The sequence below is a fragment of the Pandoraea sp. genome (assembly GCF_004297875.1).
GTDB lineage: Bacteria > Pseudomonadota > Gammaproteobacteria > Burkholderiales > Burkholderiaceae > Pandoraea.
This window is the reverse complement of the sequence record NZ_SCSK01000038.1, coordinates 1-19,885: the sequence shown is the minus strand read 5'-3', so window position 1 is coordinate 19,885 and position 19,885 is coordinate 1. Positions and strand designations below refer to the sequence as shown.

17 protein-coding genes and 1 pseudogene are annotated in these 19,885 nt (G+C 63.3%); 10 read left to right on the top strand and 8 right to left on the bottom strand.

Annotated elements, in window-relative coordinates:
• Positions 1-323 precede the first annotated feature (323 nt).
• The 3 genes from EPN80_RS11285 (at position 324) to EPN80_RS11275 (ending at position 4,062) form a co-directional block, all read left to right on the top strand.
• Positions 324-1,343 carry a TRAP transporter substrate-binding protein gene (locus tag EPN80_RS11285; RefSeq protein ID WP_293026866.1) on the top strand — a complete coding sequence of 340 codons (1,020 nt, stop codon included), beginning with the start codon at positions 324-326 and terminating at the stop codon, positions 1,341-1,343.
• On the top strand, positions 1,344-3,236 hold the full coding sequence (locus EPN80_RS11280; RefSeq protein WP_293026863.1) for a TRAP transporter large permease subunit: 1,893 nt from the start codon (positions 1,344-1,346) through the stop codon (positions 3,234-3,236).
• A gap of 70 nt (positions 3,237-3,306) precedes the next feature.
• The gene (locus EPN80_RS11275; RefSeq protein ID WP_293026860.1) at positions 3,307-4,062 is read left to right on the top strand and encodes a 3-oxoacyl-ACP reductase family protein; all 756 of its coding nucleotides are present in this window, start codon (positions 3,307-3,309) and stop codon (positions 4,060-4,062) included.
• 27 nt (positions 4,063-4,089) lie between these two features.
• Here EPN80_RS11275 and EPN80_RS11270 read toward each other — a convergent pair whose 3' ends face one another.
• Complete coding sequence (locus EPN80_RS11270; RefSeq protein WP_293026857.1) at positions 4,090-5,016, bottom strand: LysR family transcriptional regulator; 927 nt, start codon at positions 5,014-5,016, stop codon at positions 4,090-4,092.
• A 152-nt stretch (positions 5,017-5,168) separates the two neighbouring features.
• Between EPN80_RS11270 and EPN80_RS11265 the strand changes: the two genes are divergently transcribed.
• Positions 5,169-6,302: a sigma 54-interacting transcriptional regulator gene (locus EPN80_RS11265; protein ID WP_293026854.1), complete on the top strand. Its 1,134-nt coding sequence runs from the start codon at positions 5,169-5,171 to the stop codon at positions 6,300-6,302.
• 22 nt (positions 6,303-6,324) lie between these two features.
• On the opposite strand, the gene EPN80_RS11260 is transcribed toward EPN80_RS11265, so the two are convergent.
• Positions 6,325-7,200 carry a LysR substrate-binding domain-containing protein gene (locus tag EPN80_RS11260; protein ID WP_293026851.1) on the bottom strand — a complete coding sequence of 292 codons (876 nt, stop codon included), beginning with the start codon at positions 7,198-7,200 and terminating at the stop codon, positions 6,325-6,327.
• A gap of 98 nt (positions 7,201-7,298) precedes the next feature.
• Here EPN80_RS11260 and EPN80_RS11255 point away from each other — a divergent pair, with 98 nt between their 5' ends.
• The gene (locus EPN80_RS11255; RefSeq protein WP_293026848.1) at positions 7,299-8,282 is read left to right on the top strand and encodes a DMT family transporter; all 984 of its coding nucleotides are present in this window, start codon (positions 7,299-7,301) and stop codon (positions 8,280-8,282) included.
• 492 nt (positions 8,283-8,774) lie between these two features.
• Complete coding sequence (locus EPN80_RS11250) at positions 8,775-9,923, top strand: porin (protein WP_293026845.1); 1,149 nt, start codon at positions 8,775-8,777, stop codon at positions 9,921-9,923.
• A 75-nt stretch (positions 9,924-9,998) separates the two neighbouring features.
• Here EPN80_RS11250 and EPN80_RS11245 read toward each other — a convergent pair whose 3' ends face one another.
• Positions 9,999-11,141 carry a gamma-glutamyl-gamma-aminobutyrate hydrolase family protein gene (locus tag EPN80_RS11245; protein ID WP_293026842.1) on the bottom strand — a complete coding sequence of 381 codons (1,143 nt, stop codon included), beginning with the start codon at positions 11,139-11,141 and terminating at the stop codon, positions 9,999-10,001.
• Positions 11,142-11,347: 206 nt separating this feature from the next.
• On the opposite strand from EPN80_RS11245, the gene EPN80_RS11240 reads away from it, so the two are divergent.
• Positions 11,348-11,635, top strand: coding sequence for a YkvA family protein (locus EPN80_RS11240; protein ID WP_293026839.1), 288 nt, complete (start codon positions 11,348-11,350; stop codon positions 11,633-11,635).
• Positions 11,636-11,665: 30 nt separating this feature from the next.
• Here EPN80_RS11240 and EPN80_RS11235 read toward each other — a convergent pair whose 3' ends face one another.
• A complete protein-coding gene (locus EPN80_RS11235; protein WP_293026836.1) occupies positions 11,666-12,640 on the bottom strand; it encodes a quinone oxidoreductase in 975 nt (324 codons plus the stop codon).
• A 61-nt stretch (positions 12,641-12,701) separates the two neighbouring features.
• Positions 12,702-13,481: an SDR family oxidoreductase gene (locus EPN80_RS11230; RefSeq protein ID WP_293026833.1), complete on the bottom strand. Its 780-nt coding sequence runs from the start codon at positions 13,479-13,481 to the stop codon at positions 12,702-12,704.
• Positions 13,482-13,726: 245 nt separating this feature from the next.
• Here EPN80_RS11230 and upp point away from each other — a divergent pair, with 245 nt between their 5' ends.
• The gene (upp, locus tag EPN80_RS11225; RefSeq protein ID WP_293026830.1) at positions 13,727-14,377 is read left to right on the top strand and encodes a uracil phosphoribosyltransferase; all 651 of its coding nucleotides are present in this window, start codon (positions 13,727-13,729) and stop codon (positions 14,375-14,377) included.
• Here upp and EPN80_RS11220 read toward each other — a convergent pair.
• Positions 14,374-15,288 carry a DMT family transporter gene (locus tag EPN80_RS11220; RefSeq protein WP_293026827.1) on the bottom strand — a complete coding sequence of 305 codons (915 nt, stop codon included), beginning with the start codon at positions 15,286-15,288 and terminating at the stop codon, positions 14,374-14,376. The two genes, upp and EPN80_RS11220, sit on opposite strands and share 4 nt — an antisense overlap.
• Before the next feature lie 197 nt (positions 15,289-15,485).
• A complete protein-coding gene (locus EPN80_RS11215) occupies positions 15,486-17,087 on the bottom strand; it encodes an L-lactate permease (protein ID WP_293026824.1) in 1,602 nt (533 codons plus the stop codon).
• Positions 17,088-17,531: 444 nt separating this feature from the next.
• Here EPN80_RS11215 and EPN80_RS11210 point away from each other — a divergent pair, with 444 nt between their 5' ends.
• Positions 17,532-18,260, top strand: a complete 729-nt coding sequence (locus EPN80_RS11210) for a YebC/PmpR family DNA-binding transcriptional regulator (protein ID WP_293026821.1) — start codon at positions 17,532-17,534, stop codon at positions 18,258-18,260.
• Between the two features lie 96 nt (positions 18,261-18,356).
• Positions 18,357-19,640: a phosphoribosylamine--glycine ligase gene (gene purD / locus EPN80_RS11205; protein ID WP_293026818.1), complete on the top strand. Its 1,284-nt coding sequence runs from the start codon at positions 18,357-18,359 to the stop codon at positions 19,638-19,640.
• A 91-nt stretch (positions 19,641-19,731) separates the two neighbouring features.
• On the opposite strand, the pseudogene EPN80_RS11200 reads toward purD, so the two are convergent.
• Positions 19,732-19,885: pseudogene (locus tag EPN80_RS11200) on the bottom strand (S-formylglutathione hydrolase); the annotation flags it as partial.

Sequence of the window (19,885 nt, the reverse complement as noted above, 5' to 3'; positions counted from 1 at the left end):
CGCCGGCCTTTTCGAGCAAGCCAATCGCTGTCGACATGTGTCTCATGACCGACACACCTGTCGCCTGGTTTGCGACAGGTGTCGCACCCCGGGCGTCGGGGGGCGGCGGTGCGGCGCGCGCCGCCTGCTGCCCCTCGTCGGCGTGAATTCCCCGGTTGGCCATGGCGCTCGCCCGGACTTTACTTAACAAAGTAAGGGTTTTCCCGCCAGCTATTCCTGACTGGCACCCAATTTGCGTAAGATGATCGTGCGGTAACAGTCGCTCGACCCGGCGCGGCCCCGATCGCGTCAATCACAATGCCAAAAATCAGGAGACACCCAGCATGAGCCAGATGGATCGTCGCAATTTCATGAAGATCATGGCAGCCACGTCGGCCGCCGCCGCCACGGGTCTGTACCAAAGCAGTTCCTATGCCGCGGAATTCACGCTCAAATACGCTAACAATCTGCCGGTCACGCACCCGATGAACATCCGCGCCCGGGAAATGGCCAAGAACATTGCGGAGCAGTCGAAGGGCCGTATCGATCTGCAGATCTTCCCGAACAATCAACTGGGTTCGGACAGCGACATGCTCTCGCAGATCCGTTCCGGCGCGATCGATTACTTCACGCTATCGCCATTGATTCTGGGCACGCTGGTGCCAGCCGCGCAGATCAGCGGCATCGGCTTCGCGTTCAAGGATTACAGCCAGGTCTGGGCTGCCATGGATGGCGATCTGGGCGCTCACGTGCGCGGCGAAATCGCCAAGACCTCGGTGTTCGCCTTCGAGAAAATCTGGGACAACGGTTACCGTCAGACCACCAGCAGCACCCATCCGATCAAAACCCCGGCAGATTTCAAGGGGATGAAGATTCGCGTCCCGCCGAGCCCGCTTTGGACCTCGATGTTCCGGGCATTCGGTTCGGCGCCGGCAAGCATCAACTTCGCGGAAGTTTATTCGGCGCTGCAAACGCACATCGTCGAGGGACAGGAAAATCCGCTGGCGATCATCTCCACCGCCAAGCTCTACGAAGTTCAGAAATATTGCTCGATGACCAACCACATGTGGGACGGCTTCTGGTTCCTCGGCAACAAGGCTTCGTTCGCCAAGCTGCCGAAGGATCTGCAGGAAATCGTGCGCACCAATGTCAACGCGGCCGGCCTGAAGCAGCGCGTCGACGTCAAACAGCTCAATGACACGCTGGAGGCCAACCTGAAGGCCAAGGGCCTGCAATTCAACAATGTCGACGCCGACAGCTTCCGTGATGCGCTGCGCAGCGCCGGGTTCTATGCCGACTGGCACAAGAAATTCGGCGACCAGGCCTGGACGCTGCTGGAAAAATACACCGGGAAACTTGCGTAAATGAAGGCGACGTCCATGCGAGCCGAGCCGGTGCAGGCCGAACCCACGCGTACGATTGCTCGCTGGTTCGATACCGTCAACCGCGCCGTGATGCGAGTCACGGAAGCGGTGGCGGTATTGCTGGTGATCGCCGAGACAGTCATTTTGTTTACCGGCGTGATCTTTCGTTACGTGCTAGACAACCCCTTGATCTGGTCTGACGAACTCGCATCGATCCTGTTCATCTGGCTCTCGATGCTCGGGGCGGTGGTGGCGCTGGATCGGGGCGAGCATATGCGCTTGTCGGCAATCGTCAACCGCATGCCGGACAAGTGGCGCGGCTGGTTCGAGACGATGGCCGCGCTGGTGGTTTGCGTGTTCGTCGCCATGATCATCGTGCCGGCCTATCAGCACGCGATGGAGCAAATGCCCATCACCACGCCGGCGCTCGGCCTGCCCGACGGCTGGCGCGCCGCGGCGCTACCGGTGGGCGCAGCGCTGATGTTGCTGGCCGCCGTGGCCCGCATGGCTCGGCATGCGACCCTCAAGCAGTTCTGGCTGGGTCTGGCAGTGATCGCGCTCATCGGGGCCGGGCTGTGGTTCGGCCGGCCGCTGCTGCTCGCCATGGGCAATTACAACCTGATCATCTTCTTCGTGGCGCTGGTCGGATTGTGCGTGGCGGGCGGCATCCCGATCGCCTTTGCCTTCGGCACGGCCACGCTGGCGTATCTCGCGCTGGCCACGCAGGCGCCGTTGCAGATCGTGGTCAGCCGCATGGACGAAGGCATGTCGAGTTTGATCCTGCTGGCCGTGCCGCTGTTCGTGCTGCTCGGAGCATTGATCGAGATGAGCGGCATGGCGCGCAGCCTGATCGATTTCATGGCCGCGCTGCTGGGCCATGTGCGCGGCGGCCTGCAATACGTGCTGCTGGGTGCGATGTTCCTGGTCTCGGGCATCTCCGGCTCTAAAGCGGCCGATATGGCGGCGGTGGCGCCAGCCCTGTTCCCGGAGATGAAACGGCGCGGCTCGAAGCCCGAAGAGCTGGTGGCGCTGCTGTCGGCGACCGGCGCGATGACCGAGACGATTCCGCCGAGCCTGGTGCTGATCACCATCGGCGCGGTGTGCAGCGTATCGATCTCGGCGCTGTTCATCGGCGGGCTCCTGCCGGCGGTGATCGCCACCCTGGCGATTGTCGCGGTCTGCTACGTCAATACCCGCAAGGAAACGCCGGCGCGCGCGCAGCGCGCCCCATGGCGCGTGATCGGGCGCAATTTCGTGATCGCGCTGCCGGCGCTGGCGCTGCCCATTCTGATTCGCACGGCGGTCATCGAGGGCGCAGCGACCGCCACCGAGGTGGCGACCGTGGGTATCGCCTACACCATTGTGGTCGGACTGGCGATGCACGCGGTGCTGCGGCATCTCGATTTCAGGCGGCTGTATCCGATGTTGATCGAGACCGCCGCCCTGTCGGGCGCCATCTTGCTGATCATCGGTATGGCCACCGCCATGGCCTGGGCTCTCACTCAGTCCGGCTTCTCGGCCAGCCTGGTCGGGCTGATGCACCGCATGCCTGGCGGCGCAACCGGCTTTCTGTTGATCTCGATGGTGGTGTTTATCGTGCTGGGCAGCGTGCTCGAGGGCATCCCGGCGATCGTGCTGTTCGGGCCACTGCTGTTTCCGGTGGCACGCTCGATGGGCATTCCCGACGTGCATTATGCGATGGTCGTGATTCTGTCGATGGGTATCGGCCTGTTCGCCCCGCCGGTGGGGGTGGGCTTTTACGCCGCGTGCGCGATCGGCAAGATTTCTCCCGATAAGGTCATGAGCCGCATGTGGCTTTACCTGGCCGCGCTGACCGTGGCGCTGCTGATCGTGGTGCTGGTGCCGTGGATATCGCTCGGCTTCATTAAGTAACGCTTCGCGGCCCGCTTGAAGCGGGCTGCTTAGACCAGTTGTCCTATTCTACTATTTAGGAGTACAAATAATGAGCAGCAAAGTTGCTGTAGTGACCGGCGCCGGCATGGGCATCGGCGCGGCCATCGCCGCGCGCCTGGCGCGCGACGGCTGCGCGGTGGTGATTGCCGATCTGAACACGCAAGCGGCACAGGACACAGCGCAGAAGCTGCAGGGCGAGGGACGGGAAGCGCTGGCGCTGGCCATGAACGTCGGCGATGCCGACTCGATCGCGGCGGGCTTCGAAACGGTAGCCAAACGGTACGGGCGCTGCGACATCCTGGTCAACAACGCGGGCATCGCCAAAACCATTCCGTTCATCGAGTATCCGCTCGACCACTGGCATCAGGTGATGGCCGTCAACGTCACCGGCTCGATGCTCTGCGGCCAGCATGCCGCACGCATGATGCTGCCGCGCGGCTGGGGCCGCATCATCAATCTGTCTTCGGTCGCGGGCCTGCGTGCCAGTGCGGGACGCACTGCCTACGGCACCTCCAAGGCCGCCGTGGTGGGACTGACGCGGCAAATGGCGATCGAACTGGCGCCGCACGGCATTACCGTCAACGGCATCGCCCCGGGGCCGATCGACACGCCGCTCACGCGCGAACTGCATTCCGATATCTCGCGACAGAACTATCTGCGGGCGACACCCGCCGGCCGCTACGGCGTACCCGAAGAGATCGCCGGCGCGATCAGCTTCCTCGCCTCGGACGATGCCTCTTACGTCACCGGTCATATCCTGCCGGTCGACGGGGGATTCATGGCGGCTGGCATTCTGGAAATTTGATTTGATTACCGGGGGCCGTGCCCCCATTCATACGACGTCGGGCACCAGGCCGCGCTTGGCTTCGCGTTGCAGCGACTGCCAGACTGTTTGCGCATTGCCGGCGAAGGTCGCCACGCACGGATTATGGTTGTCGCTGCCCCACAGCAACGCGACTTCCACGACCGGCGCGTTGCGCAACGGCTTGAACGCCACGTTGGGCAACTGCATGCTGCGCATCGACCACGGCACCAGTGCCACGCCCAACCCCTCGCCCACCAAATTGACGATGGTCTGCTGCAAATTCGTTTCGAGCCGGATGCGCGGCATGAAACCCGCATGGCGGCAGTGGTCGACAATCTTGTCGTACACCACCGGCGCCACCTCGCGGGGAAACGACACGAAAGACTCATCGGCCAGCTCGCCAATATCTACTTTGCCGCTCTTCAGTAACCGGTGGCGTTGCGGCAGTACCGCGACCAATTCCTCACGATAGACCGTCAGGGTATCCAGGCCCTCGCAATCGGGCGGCCGATACATGATGCCGACGTCGGTCTGCCCGGTGCGCACCGCCTCGACCAGCAGATTGGGCAGCGTCTCGCTCAGTTTCATGTCGACCTTCGGGAAGGCCGCGGCATATGTGCGCGTCAGGCTGGGTAGCACGTTATAGGCCGACGACATCATGAATCCGATGGAAATCGCGCCCTCCTCGCCGCGGCTGGCGCTGACGGCATTGCGCTTGGCGAGCGCCATGGCATTCAGGATGTCGCGCGCATCATGGTAAAAGCGCTCGCCCGCGCGCGTCAGACGCACGCTGCGGCGAGTGCGCTCGAACAGCGGCACGCCAAGCTCCCGCTCCATCAGGACGATCTGGCGACTCAGTGGTGGCTGGGAAATATGCAACTGCTTGGCGGCTCGGCCGTAGTGCAGCGTCTCGGCCAGTACGACAAAGTAATGCAAATGGCGCAATTCGATCATTTGATACCTTCAAGGTATTAATGAGGCATGTATATTGTATTGGATGTTATTAATCAGCGGCGTTAATCTTGTTTCGCGGTGCCACGCATGCATCGCGTCAAGCTTGCCCGGCCAAAAGCCCTCCTCGGCAAGCTGCAGACAAGGAGACACACATGCCAGCTCATCTCGCCGTGGCTGCCTCACGCTCGCCTCGCGCCATCTCAACCGCTTCCCGTTATATGCCGATCGATTTGCTGTGCGGCGCCGATGCTGCGATGCAGCACCTGATCGCGCGTGGCAAACGCTTCATCGATCGGGGCCTGCCGGTGTTGATTCTTGGCGAAACCGGCACAGGCAAGGAATATCTGGCCCGCGCGCTGCACAGCTACAGCCAGCGCCGGGCGCGCGCGATGGTGGCGATCAATTGCGCCTCGATTCCCGAGCATCTGATCGAAAGCGAATTGTTCGGCTATGCGCGCGGCGCCTTCTCCGGCGCCCTGCCCGGCGGCATGAAAGGACGTGTCCAGCAAGCCGACGGCGGCACGCTGTTCCTCGACGAAATCGGCGACATGCCGCTCGCGCTGCAAACGCGCCTGCTACGCGTACTGTCGGAGCGCGAAGTCACCCCGCTGGGCAGCAGCGCGCCGGTGCCGGTCGACGTGCAATTGATCTGCGCGACCCACCAGGATTTGCCCGAGCTGGTTGCCCAGGGGCGCTTTCGCGAGGATCTCTATTACCGTATCGCGGTGGGCGTGCTGCGCTTGCCGCCGCTGCGCGAGCGCACCGATTTCACCACGGTGCTGGCGCGCATGTTGGCCGATGAACTGCAGGAGCTGGACGAACCGGGCGAGCTTGGCGACGCCGTCGACACGGCACGACTGATTGCGCCGGACGCGCTCGCGGCGCTGGCGCGTCATCGCTGGCCCGGTAACCTGCGCCAATTGAAAACCACGGTCCGCTACGCGTGCGCGGTGATGAGCGGCCCACGCGTCGAGCTGCGCGATTTGCCGGCCGAATTGCTCACCGGCAATATCGCTGGATCCCGCCCCGTCCAGCCGCCGAGTGAGGCGCCGGAGGCTGCGCCATTACATGCGGCGCGGCCGGACTGCACTCCGGACAGCGCACCGCTCTCGGAACGCGAGCGCGTGCTGCATGCATTGACGGCCAGCCGCTGGAATATTTCCGCTGCCGCCAGAACGCTCGGCGTGTGCCGGGCCTCACTCTACCGCAAGCTCAAGCAGTTGCGCATTCCGCACATGCGAGATTGCGCGAGCGAATTGGTCGTGCTGCATGGCGCAAGCGCGTAGCATGCCCCGCGCTTGCCGCACTTCAGGCCAAGCGCTCACGACGTCGGCCGCTCCATAGTTGCTCGCGGAACATCTCTACCAGGCGCCGCGCGGCGGGCATAGGCTCGCCGGACGCGAAACGCGCCAACAGGCGCGCCTGCGGCAGGCGAGGCAATCCTTCGCCGACGATTTCCAGACCGTCGCTCAACAGACTCAGCGGCAGCGGCGAGACCGCCAGTCCGCTGGCCACCGCATGCCTCAGGCCGGCATAGCTGTGGCCCGTGAAGGCAATGCGCCAGGCGATATCGTGCCGCGCCAGACGCTCGAGCGCGGCCACTCGAAACACGCATCCCTCCTGGAACACCGCGATGGGCAGCGGCCGTGCCTGCGGCACCGGATGCGCGATGCCGCGCATCCAGACCAGCGGCTCGTGCCATAGCGTGTCCTTGGCGCGCGGATCGGCATTCACCGATTTGAGCAGGGCAACGTCAAGCTCGCCGGCCTCGAGCAAACTCGCCAATTGCACCGACAAGTCACAGTTCAAGCTCAGCGCGACGCGCGGGTAAGCGCGGCTGAATTCATCGAGCACACCGGTGAACGCGTTCTCCATCAACTCCTCCGGCACCCCCACGCGCAGCCGTCCCCCCAGCGAGGGCTCGAACAACACTTCGGCTACCTCATCGTTGAGCCGCAGGATCTGGCGGGCGTAGTCGATCAGCAACCGGCCTTCGGCAGTCGGGCCGCTCACGCGGCCCTGGGTGCGCGTGAGCAACGCCTTGCCGACCTGCTCTTCGAGCCGCTTGATCTGCAGGCTGATGGCCGACTGGGACCGTCCAAGCCGAGCAGCGGCCAACGAAAAGCTCGTCGTATCGGCAATCGCCACCAAAGCGCGCAAGACATCCGTATCGAAGTTTCTCATTTGATAATCTCATTTTGATCGTTCAATTATCAATTTATCAAATTATGGAAGCACGCGTAAGCTGATTTCCGGTAGAACCGAAACAGCGGAGGTCCGTCGTGTCACAAAAATTGCTCGAACTCACCGGGGCCGCCCCTGCCGCCCCCGCCGCGATGCCGGCAAAGCCGGTATCAGCACGCCTGGGCAAGGTTGTCGCGCTCGGCAGCCTGTTCAGCCTGCTGTGGAGTTCAGCCTTCGTCGCCGGCAAGATCGCCTTGCAGTCGGCACCCCCGTTCGCCTTGCTGGCTATGCGCTTTGGCCTGGCCTCGCTGTGCCTGGTGGGGCTGGTGGTCGCCAGAAGCCGGCGGCGGCGCGTGCCGCTGCGCCTGGAGCACTTGGGCATCCTGGCGCTGGCCGGCATACTCAACAACACGGTCTATCTCGGGCTGGGCTGGATCGCCCTGCAAACGGTGCCGGCCGGGTTCGCCACCCTGCTCACGAGCGTCTATCCGCTGATCACCAGCGCCCTGGCGATTCCACTGCTGCGTGAGCGCGCGACCTGGTCCAGGTTCGCTGGCCTGGCGTTGGGTGCAGCGGGCGTATCCATCGTCGTGCACCATCATGTGAGCGCCGCGGGCGTGGCGCCGTTGGGCGTCGGGTTGTTGCTGCTGGGGGTCCTGGCGTTGGCGTGCGGGACGATCCTGCTCAAACGCACGGCCGCGCACCAGGATTTTCTGCTGGTGACGACACTGCAAACCGTTGCGGGTGCCGTGTCGCTGGCGGTCCTGGCCGGGGCCACGGGTGAGTTTCACGCGATCCACTGGCAAGCATCGCTCGTCGGCGCTCTGCTGTATCTGGCCGGCGGCGTGTCGATCGGCGCGGCGCTGATGTGGCTCTGGCTGCTCCGCAACGGCGTGGCGAGCAACGCCAGCGCGTTTCATTTTCTCAATCCGCTGTTCGGCACGCTGATCGCATTCGCGGTGCTGGGCGAGCCAGTCAACGCGAGCGACCTGCTCGGCGGGCTACCGATCGCGGCCGGCATACTCCTGATGACCTTCGCGCCCGGCGAGCGCGACACAAGCGATGTACAAAGGCGCGAATAAAAAAAAGCGCGGCCCAGGGGCCGCGCCAAGGTTTGGAGACTTTTCACTCAAAGCAAAAGTCAACCTCTCGCGGAACGTAGTATAGGGCGCTCGCGCGCTTTCATTATCAGCATTCGCTGCAATGCATTATTCCGGTTGACGCAATAAAGCACGCCGCCACATTCCGGTGCGCGAGTTCCCGTGTGGCTGGTTCGCAACAAATATTTACTTCGCTATCCTACTCATATTTTCAAATAAGGAAAACTCCTTTTCCCACAACGAGTTAGACCATAGGAAAAGATTCTTTCATTTTCCGCAACAAATTATTGCGAGAAGCACGATATATGCGGGAGACCCTCACCCCTACACTCGTGGCTGTCAACTGAACAGGGCGGTGCTGTCGCAGGCCGCCGTGCCGGCGCGATTGACAACAGCGCCGGCGACGCGTCCTGTTCCGCGTGATTATGTATTCGCAAAGTTTGAACCCCTGTATTACCTCACTGGAGCAAACACATGAAAAAAACCCTCTTCGCGCTCGCGGCCCTCGGTGCGTTCTCCGCCGCTGCTCAAGCGCAAAGCAGCGTGGCATTGTATGGCTTGATCGATGCCGGCGTGGCCTATGTGAACAACTCGGGCGGCAACAGCAACTGGGCCGCCGCCAGCGGCATGGTCAATGTCAGCCGCTGGGGCCTGGAAGGCTCGGAAGACCTGGGTAACGGTCTGAAAGCCATCTTCAAGTTGGAAAACGGCTTCAACATCGCGAATGGCAAACTGGGCCAGGGCGGCCGCGAATTCGGCCGCCAGGCATATGTCGGCCTGAGCAGCGCGCAGTTCGGCGCGCTCACGATCGGTCGTCAGTACGACTCGGTGGTCGACTACCTCGCGCCCCTGACGCTCAATGGCAGCGCATATGGCGGCGTCATGGCTTCGCACCCGTATGACAACGACAATACCAACAATTCGTTCCGCATCAACAACTCGGTCAAGTACTCGAGCGTCAATTACAACGGCCTGACCTTCGGCGCGTTGTACGGCTTCTCCAACAAAGCCGGCGGCTTCTCCGACAACCGCGCCTACAGCTTTGGTACCGCATACAACAACGGTCCGCTGAGCTTGGCAGCGGCGTACTTGCAGATCAATCGCGGCAACGGCAATCTGGGCGGCGGCGCGCTCGATTCGTCGGCAAGCTCGGGCGACGCGATTTTCCTGGCCTCGCGTCAACGCGTGTTCGGCGTCGGCGGCAGCTATGCCTTCGGCCCGGCCACCGTCGGCCTGGTGTGGACGCACACGCAATTGGATAACGTCGCGTCGACGAACTTCAACAGCACGGCGATTGGCGGCTTCAACGGTCAGAGCGTGCGGTTCGACAACTACGAAATCAACGCCAAGTATGCGCTGACGCCGGCGGTGTCGCTGGCCGGGGCCTACACGTTCACCGACGGCAAGCTCGATGCCACCGGCCAGAAGCCGAAATGGCATACCGTCACGTTGCAGGCTGACTACCATCTGTCCAAGCGCACCGATGTGTATCTGGAAGGCACCTACCAGAAGGTCGCCGACAACGAGGGCACTGGCCTGAATGCCGCGATCAACGGCGCGGGCGGCGTCTCCTCGACCGACTCCCAGGTGATGGTCGGCACCGGCATTCGCCACCGCTTCTAAACGCTCGGTGAGTTGACGTGAAAAAGGCACCGCAAAACGGTGCCTTTTTCTTTGGTCTGCAAATAAAACTTGCGACTAGAAGCGCGTCTCGCGAGCCGCCCGCAAAAACGTATCGAGTACCGGAGTGCAATCGAGCAACTCGGGCCCGCCGGCCCGGTGAAACTCCGGATGCCATTGCAGCCCCACCACGAACGGCGACTTGCGGTGGCGAATAGCCTCGATCACGCCGTCGTCGGCGCTGATCGCTTCGACAGATAGATCCCTGCCCAGCGTCCTGACCGACTGGTGATGGATCGAATTGACGATCGGCGTGCCCTGCGCCGCGAGCATCGCCTTGAGCGACGAGCCCTCCGGGAACGACAGCGTATGACGATTGGCGTCGTACTGCTCGTTGACATGCGCGATCGCGTCGGGCAATTCGGTTTGAATGTCTTGGTAGAGCGTGCCCCCGAACGCGACGTTGATCAATTGACAACCGCGGCACACGCCGAGGATCGGCTTGCCGGCGTCGATGAATTCGTGCAGCAATTCCAATTCGTACATGTCGCGCATGCGATCGCCTTGCCATTCGTGGCGCGTAGCCACCTCCGAGTAACTCTGCGGAGAAACATCGGCGCCGCCCTGCAGGACCAGCCCGTCGAGGTGCTTGGCATAATCGCGCAGCCGTATGTGACTCGGATGCAGCAACCCTTGCGTGTCCACCGTCGGAATCATGAAGACGAGCACGTCGCGCGACATGACCCAGTGTGCGATCGACTCTTCGAGATATTGCAGCGTCTTGCTGCGCAGCCCCTTGGAACCGGGCTCGGGATGGAAGATGCGCGCGGAAATGCCGATCTTGAGCGTGCGCTGCGTGATCCGCTGCCCGGCCCGGTCATACCAGGCGCGAAAGCGCGCCGTCACGATGCGCCGCAACACCGCCAGTGGCGTGTCGGCCGACGACAGATAAGACGGCATGCCGGTGTTGCCGCCGCTGCCACCCGGGGCTTCGCTGGGGGCAGACGGCGCAGCCGCAGGCGGCTCCGCGGGTGGCTGCGCACCGCTCGGATGCGCGGCGCGCGAGGGCGGTTCATTCGACTCTGCGCCCTGGATCGGCGGTGGCACCGGATGGTCGCTGGCGATATGCGCGCTGGCCGGATCGACTTCGGAGGGAGCCGCCGACGGTGCCGCCGGCTGGGAGGGCGTTTGAGGCTGCTTGGGGTCTTGGGAATCTGTCATGACGAATATCGGGAGTCCAGGGCATTGGGATAGACCGCGGGGCTGCGGGAATTATCCCCCGAGCGGGGCGGCAGGGCAATTCGCGGATCCGCTGCGGGATTTGGCGCCGGCGCCACACGGCCGCCGCCAGGTCTGGTATACCTGCTGAAAGTGTCATGCACGGCGCACCGGGGTGCGCCCAACCGCACGAGCGAGGAACGACGACAATGGGTATTCGGATTTTGCGGCTCTGGCGCCTGGCCAGAACGGATTTTCGCGTGCTCTGGCACGCCCTGCGGCACCCGGACCGACCGCGCTGGCTTTGGCCAGTGATGGCTGCGCTGGCGCTGTATGCGGTGTGGCCGTTCGATCCGATCTCCGTGCTGGTGCCGGCCATCGGCCTGCTGGACGACGTGGTCGTCATCGCCCTGGCCGTGCACTGGCTGCTCAAACTGCTGCCGTCCCATGTACTGCGCGCGGCGCAGCAACGGGCAGGCATCGCGCCGCGCGCCTGAAGCGAACGCGGCGCTGGACCAATTGCGAGCTCAAGGCAGCAGGATCGTCGACCCGGTGGTTTTGCGGCTCTCCAGATCGCGGTGCGCCTGGGCGGCGTCGGCCAGCGCATAGCGCTGGTTGATCTCGATTTTCACTTGGCCGCCGATCACCACATCGAACAACTCCCGCGCGGTCATTTCGAGATCGGCGCGCCTGGCGATGTACGAGAACAGCGTCGGTCGCGTGAAAAACAGCGATCCCCGCGATACCAGATCCGGTACGTTGATCGGATCGAGCGGACCGGAGGCGCTACCGAAACTCACCATCATGCCGAGCGGGCGCAGGCAATCGAGCGAGCCGAAGTAGGTGTCTTTGCCAATCGAATCGTAGACCACCGGCACCCCTTCGCCATGCGTGATTTCCTTGACGCGCTCGACGAAGTTCTCGCGCGTGTACACGATGGGATGGTCGCAGCCGTTGGCCTTGGCCAGTTCGGCCTTGGCGTCCGAGCCAACCGTGCCGATCACGGTCGCGCCCAGCGCCTTGGCCCACTGGCACGCGATCAGGCCCACACCGCCGGCGGCTGCGTGAATCAGAACCGTATCGCCCGCCTTGACCGGATAGGTGCGGCGCAGCAGATACTGCGCCGTCATGCCCTGCAGCATCATGGCCGCGCCCTGCTCGAACGACAGGGCATCGGGCAACACCACCAGGAACGCGGCAGGCATGACCCGCACCTGCGCATAGGCGCCCGGCGGCCGGCCAGCGTAGGCGACGCGATCACCGACCTTGACGTGACTCACGCCCTCGCCGACCGCCTCGACCACGCCGGCACCCTCCATGCCCAGGCCCGCGGGCAACGGTTGCGGATACAGGCCGGTGCGGAAATAAACGTCGATATAGTTCAGTCCGATCGCATGGTGCCGCACGCGGGCTTCGCCCGGCCCCGGCTCGCCGACCTCGACGTCGACATACTGCATGACCTCTGGCCCGCCGGTCTGGTTGATTCGAATTGCCTTGCTCATGTCCGCTCCTCGCTGTTTGTGTCGGTAAAAATCAGGGAATCGAAAATAAGGACGTCGAGCGCTAGAACGTACCGGGATAAGCGCCGCCGTCGAGCAGCACGTTCTGCCCGGTGAAATACCCGGCGTGCGCGCTGCACAGAAATGCGCACATCGCGCCGAATTCCTCGGGCGTGCCGAAACGCTGTGCGGGAATACGGCTCGCGCTGTGCGCGCGAATCTCGCCCGGGGCGATACCCTCGCGCTTGGCCCGCGCGGCGAGCGTAGCCGCCAGGCGGTCAGTGTCGAATTGGCCTGGCAGCAGGTTGTTGATCGTTACGTTGTGCGCCACGGTCTTGCGCGCGAGCCCCGCGACAAAGCCGGTCAGTCCCGAGCGGGCGCCATTGGACAGTCCGAGAATTTCGATCGGCGCCTTGACCGAGGAGCTGGTGATATTGATGATGCGTCCGAAGCGGCGCGCGATCATGCCGTCGACCGTCGCCTTGATCAGTTCGATCGGACTCAGCATATTGGCGTCCAGTGCGCGAATCCAGTCATCGCGTGTCCAGTCGCGAAAGTCGCCCGGGGGCGGCCCGCCCGCGTTGGTCACCAGGATGTCGGGCTCACCGCAGGCCGCCAGCGCCGCGGCGCGCCCCTCGGGCGTGGTGATATCGCACGCCACGGCCGTGACTGCCGCACCGTGGCGCGCCCGCATCGCGGCGGCGGCCTCCTCGAGCGCCGCGGCAGTGCGCGCAACGATCGTGACCTGCACGCCTTCGGCCGCGAGCGCCTCGGCGCAACCGCGGCCCAGGCCTTTGCTGGCGCCGCACACCAGCGCGCGCTTGCCTTCGATATCGAGTTTCATCGGTCTGACCTTTTGCGAAAACGTCTTGTGAGCGCGTCCTGCCGGCAGGCCCGCGCATCGACGAGCGACTCGTCACGCATGGACAACCAGAAAGATCGCGTGCCTGCTCGGCAAATTCTAAGGGAATCCCGACAAACGCGCCGAGCACGCGCTGGGCGACCCGTCACGCTTGGGCTAAAATCGGCCCACGGCGACGACCCGGTTCGCCGTCTTGCCCCTGTGCCTTTTTTTGCGCGCCCCTCGCCATGAAACAAGACCCCCGCTTTCCGAATCTCTTCATCTGCGACCACCCGCTGATCCAGCACAAGCTGTCGCATATGCGGGACAAGGAAACGTCCACTCGCACCTTCCGCGACCTGCTGCGCGAAATCACACTGCTCATGGGTTACGAAATCACGCGCGATCTGCCACTGACCACCGAGCGCATCGAAACACCGTTGGTTCCGATGGACGCGCCGGTCATCGCCGGCAAGAAACTGGCGATCGTGCCAGTGCTGCGCGCGGGCATCGGCATGAGCGACGGCCTGCTCGATCTGGTGCCGTCGGCGCGTGTCGGCCACATCGGCGTGTATCGCGACGACAACCATCGGCCAGTCGAATACCTGGTGCGGCTGCCCGATCTGGCCGAGCGCGTTTTCATCCTGTGCGATCCGATGGTGGCCACGGGGAATTCCGCCGTGCATGCGGTGGACGTGCTCAAGAAGCGCGGCGTCAGCGACGAAGCCATTCTGTTTCTGGCCCTGGTGGCTGCCCCGGAAGGCGTCACGGTATTCCACCAGGCGCATCCACGCGTCAAACTCTACGTCGCGTCGCTCGACGAACGGCTCAATGAGCATGCGTATATCGTGCCTGGGTTGGGTGATGCGGGAGATCGCCTGTTCGGCACCAAGAACTAGCGTCGCGTCAGCGCCACCCCAACGCCGGCCACACCCATGCCGATCCACGCCAGCGGCGGCATGTGCTCGCCGATCATCAACCACGCGATCAATGCGGCCGCAGGCGGCACCAGGAAAAATAATGCCGACACGCGCGACGCTTCGCCATGCCGGATCATGACCAGCAGCAGGCTGATGGCGATCAGCGAATTGGCGAGTACCAGGTAAGCCAGCGACAAAACCAATGGGCCGCTCCAGTGCACGTGCATCGGCTCGAACGCCCAGGCCAGCGGCAACACCACGAGCAGGCCGACCGCATATTGCACGGCATTGGCGACCACAGGATGATGCGGTGAGCCAAAGCGCTTTTCGTAAAGCGTGCCGGCCGTGATGCAGGCCAGCGCAAGCAGCGCGCAGAGAATACCGACCACCGACGTCGCCTCGATCGCCGAGCGCGCCAGGATCACCAGCGCGGCGCCCACGAGGCCCAAGCCCAGGCCAAACCAGCGCGTCTTGCTGATCCGCTCGTTGCTCATGTAGGGCGCCAATAGCGCCACCAGGATCGGCTGAAGCGAAACGATCAGCGCGACGCCGCCGACCGAGGCGCCAAAGCGCAGCGCCAGATTGAACAGACTGAAATAGCCCGCCTGAATCAGCAGGCCCACCACTGCCAGATGCCGCCAGGCCGCCGCGGTCTTTGGCCAGGGCGGGCGCACGATTACCAGCAGCGGCAGCAGCACCAGCAACACCAGCGCGTAGCGCAACACCAGGAAGGTCAGCGGATTCACATAGGCCAGGCCGATCTTGGCGATGGTGAACCCGGCCGACCATAACAGCAGAAATATGAATGGCGCCGATTTCAGCCACAGCGGCTTGGCACCATGCACAGCGCCGGGCGAAGTGAAGGAAGAAGACTGGCCGATTTTGCTCATCGTCCGAAAAGGCCACGACGCCCCGCATACGGCGGCGTATCACGGCATGTCAAGTGGGTTGGCGAAGCGAGCCATGCGCATCGGGGCAAGCGATGATGCTTTTTTTGCGCCGCTTCAAACGGCTTTGGCGGATGACTGCCGGGCAGCCATCCGCCAATTTGCAACACCTGACTCAGGCGTTTATGCGAACGCTCGCGTCAGTGCAGATGCGGGATCATCCAGCTCAGCACGTGTTGCTGCAAGTAGACCACAACCCCGAGCAACAGCGTGAGGAAAATGCTGTGCTTGAAGGTGCGCGCGAACACGACGCCTTCGTGGCCGCGCAGCCCGGTGGTGGACACGCCCGTCGCGATGTTCTGCGGGGAAATCATCTTGCCCATCACGCCACCCGACGAATTGGTCGCCGCCATCAGCACCGGATCGAAGCCCAGTTGCTTGGCCGCCACGACCTGCAGGTTGCCGAACAGCGCATTGCCCGAGGTGTCGCTGCCCGACAGGAAAACCGCAACCCAGCCAAGGAACGCAGAAACCAGCGGGAAGAGCGCGCCGACCGAAGCGACACCCATGCCCAGCGTGTAGCTGATGCCCGAATAGTTGAGCAGGAACGCCAGGCCAACGATCATGCACACCGTCGCCACGGCAATGCGGATCTGCACCCAGGCGTCCCACAGCGAGGCCATGAAGTCCTTGACCGGGAGCTTCACCAGAACAGCGGTGATGATCGCGGCCAGCAGAATCGCAGTCCCCGTGCCAAGCGGCTGGAAGTCCCACAGGGCGGCATAAGGCTTGTTATACAGCGTGATGAACACTTGCTGATTCAGGCCCGGCCAAAGCACCTTCGTATCGCCGATGAGGAAAACCTTTGCGTAGACCCAGAAAATCACGACGACCGTGATGACTACCCACGGCAGCCAGCCGCCGTAACCGATCTTGGCCGCGCCAGCCGGACGCGCGGGGCGATCGATGTGGTATTTCGGATCGGGCTCGGGCGACCACACCTTGAGAAAGGCGATGGTGATGATCAGCGAGGTCATCGAGGCCAGCACGTCGGTCAGCTGATAGCTGATGAAGTTGGACGAGACGAATTGCGCCAGCGCGAAGCTGCCGCCGGCCACCGTCAAGGCCGGCCAGAGCTTGCGAATCGAGCGGAATCCACCGTACAGGCCGATGACATAGAACGGCAAGAGGAAGGCGAACAGCGGCAACTGACGGCCGACCATCGCGCCCAGCGGACCGGGCGGCATGCTGGTCACCGCGCCCAGCACCGTGATCGGCACGCCCAGGGCGCCGAAGGCCACCGGTGCGGTGTTGAAGATCAGGGTGTAGGTCAGCGCTTCCAGTGCCGGGAAGCCAAGGGCGATCAGCAGCGCGCTGGTAATCGCCACCGGCGTGCCGAAGCCGGCGATCCCCTCGAGCAGACAGCCGAAGGAGAACGCAACGACCAGCAGCACCAGCCGGCGGTCGTTCGGCATGTGGTCGAGCATCCATTGCCGGAAAGCATCGAAGCGCCCCGACTTGACCGACACGTTATACAGCACCAGCGCGCCGTACACGATCCACATGACGGGCAAAAGCGCGAAAACCACGCCAAAAGCCACGGAGTTGAGCGCCAGGCCCGCCGGCATCTTCCATACGCCGACAGCGATGATCAAGCCAGCGATCAGGCCCGCCATGGACGCTTGCCAGGCCGGGCGACGCAAGACCCCCAGCATGATAAGTACGATTGCAATGGGAATGACGGCTACCAGAAACGATGGCAGCAGTGCATTGGCCACTGGAGTAACTATTTGGTGAAACATCTATTTCGTCTCCAAAATTTTCGCGCCCAACGGTCTCAGTGGAATAGCCGGTTCGCCGACACAAATACTTTTTTGGTCATGTTTTGCCTTTTTTGGCCTTCTGGTTGACCGGTCTACCACAGGAGCTAGATCGTAAGGATGTCGGCCAGGTAAGGACATGGGCAAAAACCCTTATTTATAAGTTAATCGCATCATTAAATTACGAAACCGTGACGGGCGTCTCGGATTCGCCAGCCACGCCGCCCCCGCCTTGTCTGCCGAACGCAACACCGGGCGCCCGCCTGCCGCGAGCGGCGAGCGGCGGGCCGGGTGATTCTGGCGCCAGCGAGCAAAAAAGGCGCCGGGCACAGCTATCCTCGGTAAAATACCGGTTTCACGGATGCGCGACGGGGCGGCCCTCGTCCCTCGGCGCCGTCCGCACGACTGATTTTTGGGGAATACGACATGGCTGGGCATTCGAAATGGGCCAACATCAAGCATAAGAAGGCGGCGACAGACGCCAAAAGAGGCAAGATCTGGACCCGTCTGATCAAGGAAATCACCGTCGCGGCCAGACTCGGCGGCGGCGACCCGGACGCCAATCCGCGCCTGCGCCTGGCGATGGACAAGGCGACCGATGCCAACATGCCCAAGGACAACATCCAGCGCGCCATCCAGCGCGGCGTCGGGGGCCTGGACGGCGTCAATTACGAAGAAATCCGCTATGAAGGCTACGGCCTGAACGGCGCGGCAGTGATCGTCGACTGCATGACCGACAATCGCATTCGTACCGTCGCGGAGGTGCGGCACGCCTTCTCCAAGCACGGCGGCAATCTCGGCCAGGAAGGCTCGGTAGCGTTCATGTTCAAGCACTGCGGCCAGTTCCTGTTCGCCCCGGGCACGCCCGAGGACGCCCTGATGGAAGCCGCGCTCGAAGCCGGGGCCGAGGATGTCACCAGTAACGAGGACGGCAGCTTCGAAGTCATTTGTGCGCCGCACGATTTTTCGGCCGTCAAGGCGGCCCTCGAGGGTGCCGGGTTCAAGGCCGAGATTGCCGAAGTCACGATGAAGCCGCAGAGCGAAGTCACCTTCACTGGCGACGACGCCGTCAAGATGCAGAAGCTGCTCGATGCGCTGGAAAATCTGGACGACGTGCAGGACGTATATACCAATGCAGTGATCGACGAGGCCTGATCGGCGGATAGGCCAGGCGTCGGTCATGCGCCAGAATAACGATCGATAAGCCGCGGTGCCCCGTTAGCGGGCACCGCATTGATTCGCGGGAAATTCATGAAGATTCTTGTTGTCGGCTCCGGTGGGCGCGAGCATGCGCTAGCCTGGAAACTCGCGCAGTCGCCGCGCATTCAACGCATCTATGTGGCGCCGGGCAACGGCGGCACAGCCAGCGACGACCGCCTGCTCAACGTTCCCATCACCGACCCGAAGGTCCTCGTCGAGTTCGCCGCGCGCGAGAACATCCACCTGACCGTGGTCGGTCCTGAAGCGCCGCTGGCCGCCGGCATCGTCAATCTGTTCCGTTCGCGCGGCCTGAAAATCTTTGGCCCGACCAGGGAGGCCGCGCAACTCGAGAGCTCCAAGGATTTCGCCAAGGCGTTCATGCAGCGTCATGGCATTCCGACTGCCGAATATCAAACCTTCTCCGATGCCGCGGCCGCCCACGCCTATATCGATGCCAAGGGCGCGCCGATCGTCGTCAAGGCCGACGGCCTGGCCGCCGGCAAGGGCGTGGTGGTGGCGATGAGTGTCGAGCAGGCGCATGACGCGATCGACATGATGCTGGCCGACAATAAATTGGGCGACGCCGGAGCGCGGGTGGTGATCGAGGAATTCCTGCACGGCGAGGAAGCCAGCTTCATTGTCATGGTCGATGGCAAGAACGTGCTGCCGCTGGCCTCCAGCCAGGATCACAAACGCCTGCTCGACGGCGACGCCGGCCCGAACACCGGCGGCATGGGCGCCTACTCGCCAGCGCCGATCGTCTCGCCGCAGATTCATGCGCGCGTCATGCGCGAGATCATTTTGCCGACCGTGCGCGGCATGGAAAGCGATGGCATCCGCTATACCGGCTTCCTGTACGCGGGCCTGATGATCGACGCCCAGGGCAACCCCAAGACGCTCGAATTCAACTGCCGCATGGGCGACCCGGAAACGCAGCCGATCATGGCGCGTCTGAAGGGCGACTTCTCCAGGGTGGTCGAGCACGCCATCGCCGGCACGCTCGATACCGTCACCCTCGACTGGGACCGCCGCACCGCGCTGGGCGTGGTGCTGGCCGCCCACGGCTACCCCGACGATCCGCGCAAGGGCGACTTGGTCACCGGCATTCCGGCCGAAACCGATGAATGCGTGACATTCCATGCGGGCACCCAGAAAGGGGACGACGGGCAACTGCGCACCAGCGGCGGACGGGTGCTGTGCGTGGTCGGTCTGGCCGACTCGGTGCGGGGCGCGCAAAGCGCCGCCTATGAAGTGGTCAATCAGATCCATTTCGACGGCATGCAATACCGCCGCGACATTGGCAACAAAGCGTTGACCCGCAAGCCGGGGCATTGACTCTTTCGTTCGAACCAACGCAAACAGACAGGGCGATTGCACCAACCGGTGCAATCGCCCTGTGCTTTGGTAACAGCGTTGGCGATGTCGCTCAGGACCGGCACAAAATGGCGGCGTGATGCGCCATGTGATCGGCCATGAAGGTCGAGATGAAGTAATAGCCATGGTCGTAGCCGGCGTGGCGCCGCAGCGTGAGTGGCTGGCCGGCCCTGGCGCAGGCCGCCTCGAACTGCTCCGGGTGCAGT

Coding starts and splice junctions, on each gene's coding strand:
- EPN80_RS11280 (WP_293026863.1), top strand. CDS start 1,344: ATGAAGGCGACGTCCATGCGAGCCGAGCCGGTGCAGGCCGAACCCACG.
- EPN80_RS11220 (WP_293026827.1), bottom strand. CDS start 15,288: ATGAGCAAAATCGGCCAGTCTTCTTCCTTCACTTCGCCCGGCGCTGTG.
- EPN80_RS11265 (WP_293026854.1), top strand. CDS start 5,169: ATGCCAGCTCATCTCGCCGTGGCTGCCTCACGCTCGCCTCGCGCCATC.
- upp (WP_293026830.1), top strand. CDS start 13,727: ATGAAACAAGACCCCCGCTTTCCGAATCTCTTCATCTGCGACCACCCG.
- EPN80_RS11215 (WP_293026824.1), bottom strand. CDS start 17,087: ATGTTTCACCAAATAGTTACTCCAGTGGCCAATGCACTGCTGCCATCG.
- EPN80_RS11210 (WP_293026821.1), top strand. CDS start 17,532: ATGGCTGGGCATTCGAAATGGGCCAACATCAAGCATAAGAAGGCGGCG.
- EPN80_RS11250 (WP_293026845.1), top strand. CDS start 8,775: ATGAAAAAAACCCTCTTCGCGCTCGCGGCCCTCGGTGCGTTCTCCGCC.
- EPN80_RS11260 (WP_293026851.1), bottom strand. CDS start 7,200: ATGAGAAACTTCGATACGGATGTCTTGCGCGCTTTGGTGGCGATTGCC.
- EPN80_RS11275 (WP_293026860.1), top strand. CDS start 3,307: ATGAGCAGCAAAGTTGCTGTAGTGACCGGCGCCGGCATGGGCATCGGC.
- EPN80_RS11245 (WP_293026842.1), bottom strand. CDS start 11,141: ATGACAGATTCCCAAGACCCCAAGCAGCCTCAAACGCCCTCCCAGCCG.
- EPN80_RS11240 (WP_293026839.1), top strand. CDS start 11,348: ATGGGTATTCGGATTTTGCGGCTCTGGCGCCTGGCCAGAACGGATTTT.
- EPN80_RS11230 (WP_293026833.1), bottom strand. CDS start 13,481: ATGAAACTCGATATCGAAGGCAAGCGCGCGCTGGTGTGCGGCGCCAGC.
- EPN80_RS11235 (WP_293026836.1), bottom strand. CDS start 12,640: ATGAGCAAGGCAATTCGAATCAACCAGACCGGCGGGCCAGAGGTCATG.
- EPN80_RS11285 (WP_293026866.1), top strand. CDS start 324: ATGAGCCAGATGGATCGTCGCAATTTCATGAAGATCATGGCAGCCACG.
- purD (WP_293026818.1), top strand. CDS start 18,357: ATGAAGATTCTTGTTGTCGGCTCCGGTGGGCGCGAGCATGCGCTAGCC.
- EPN80_RS11270 (WP_293026857.1), bottom strand. CDS start 5,016: ATGATCGAATTGCGCCATTTGCATTACTTTGTCGTACTGGCCGAGACG.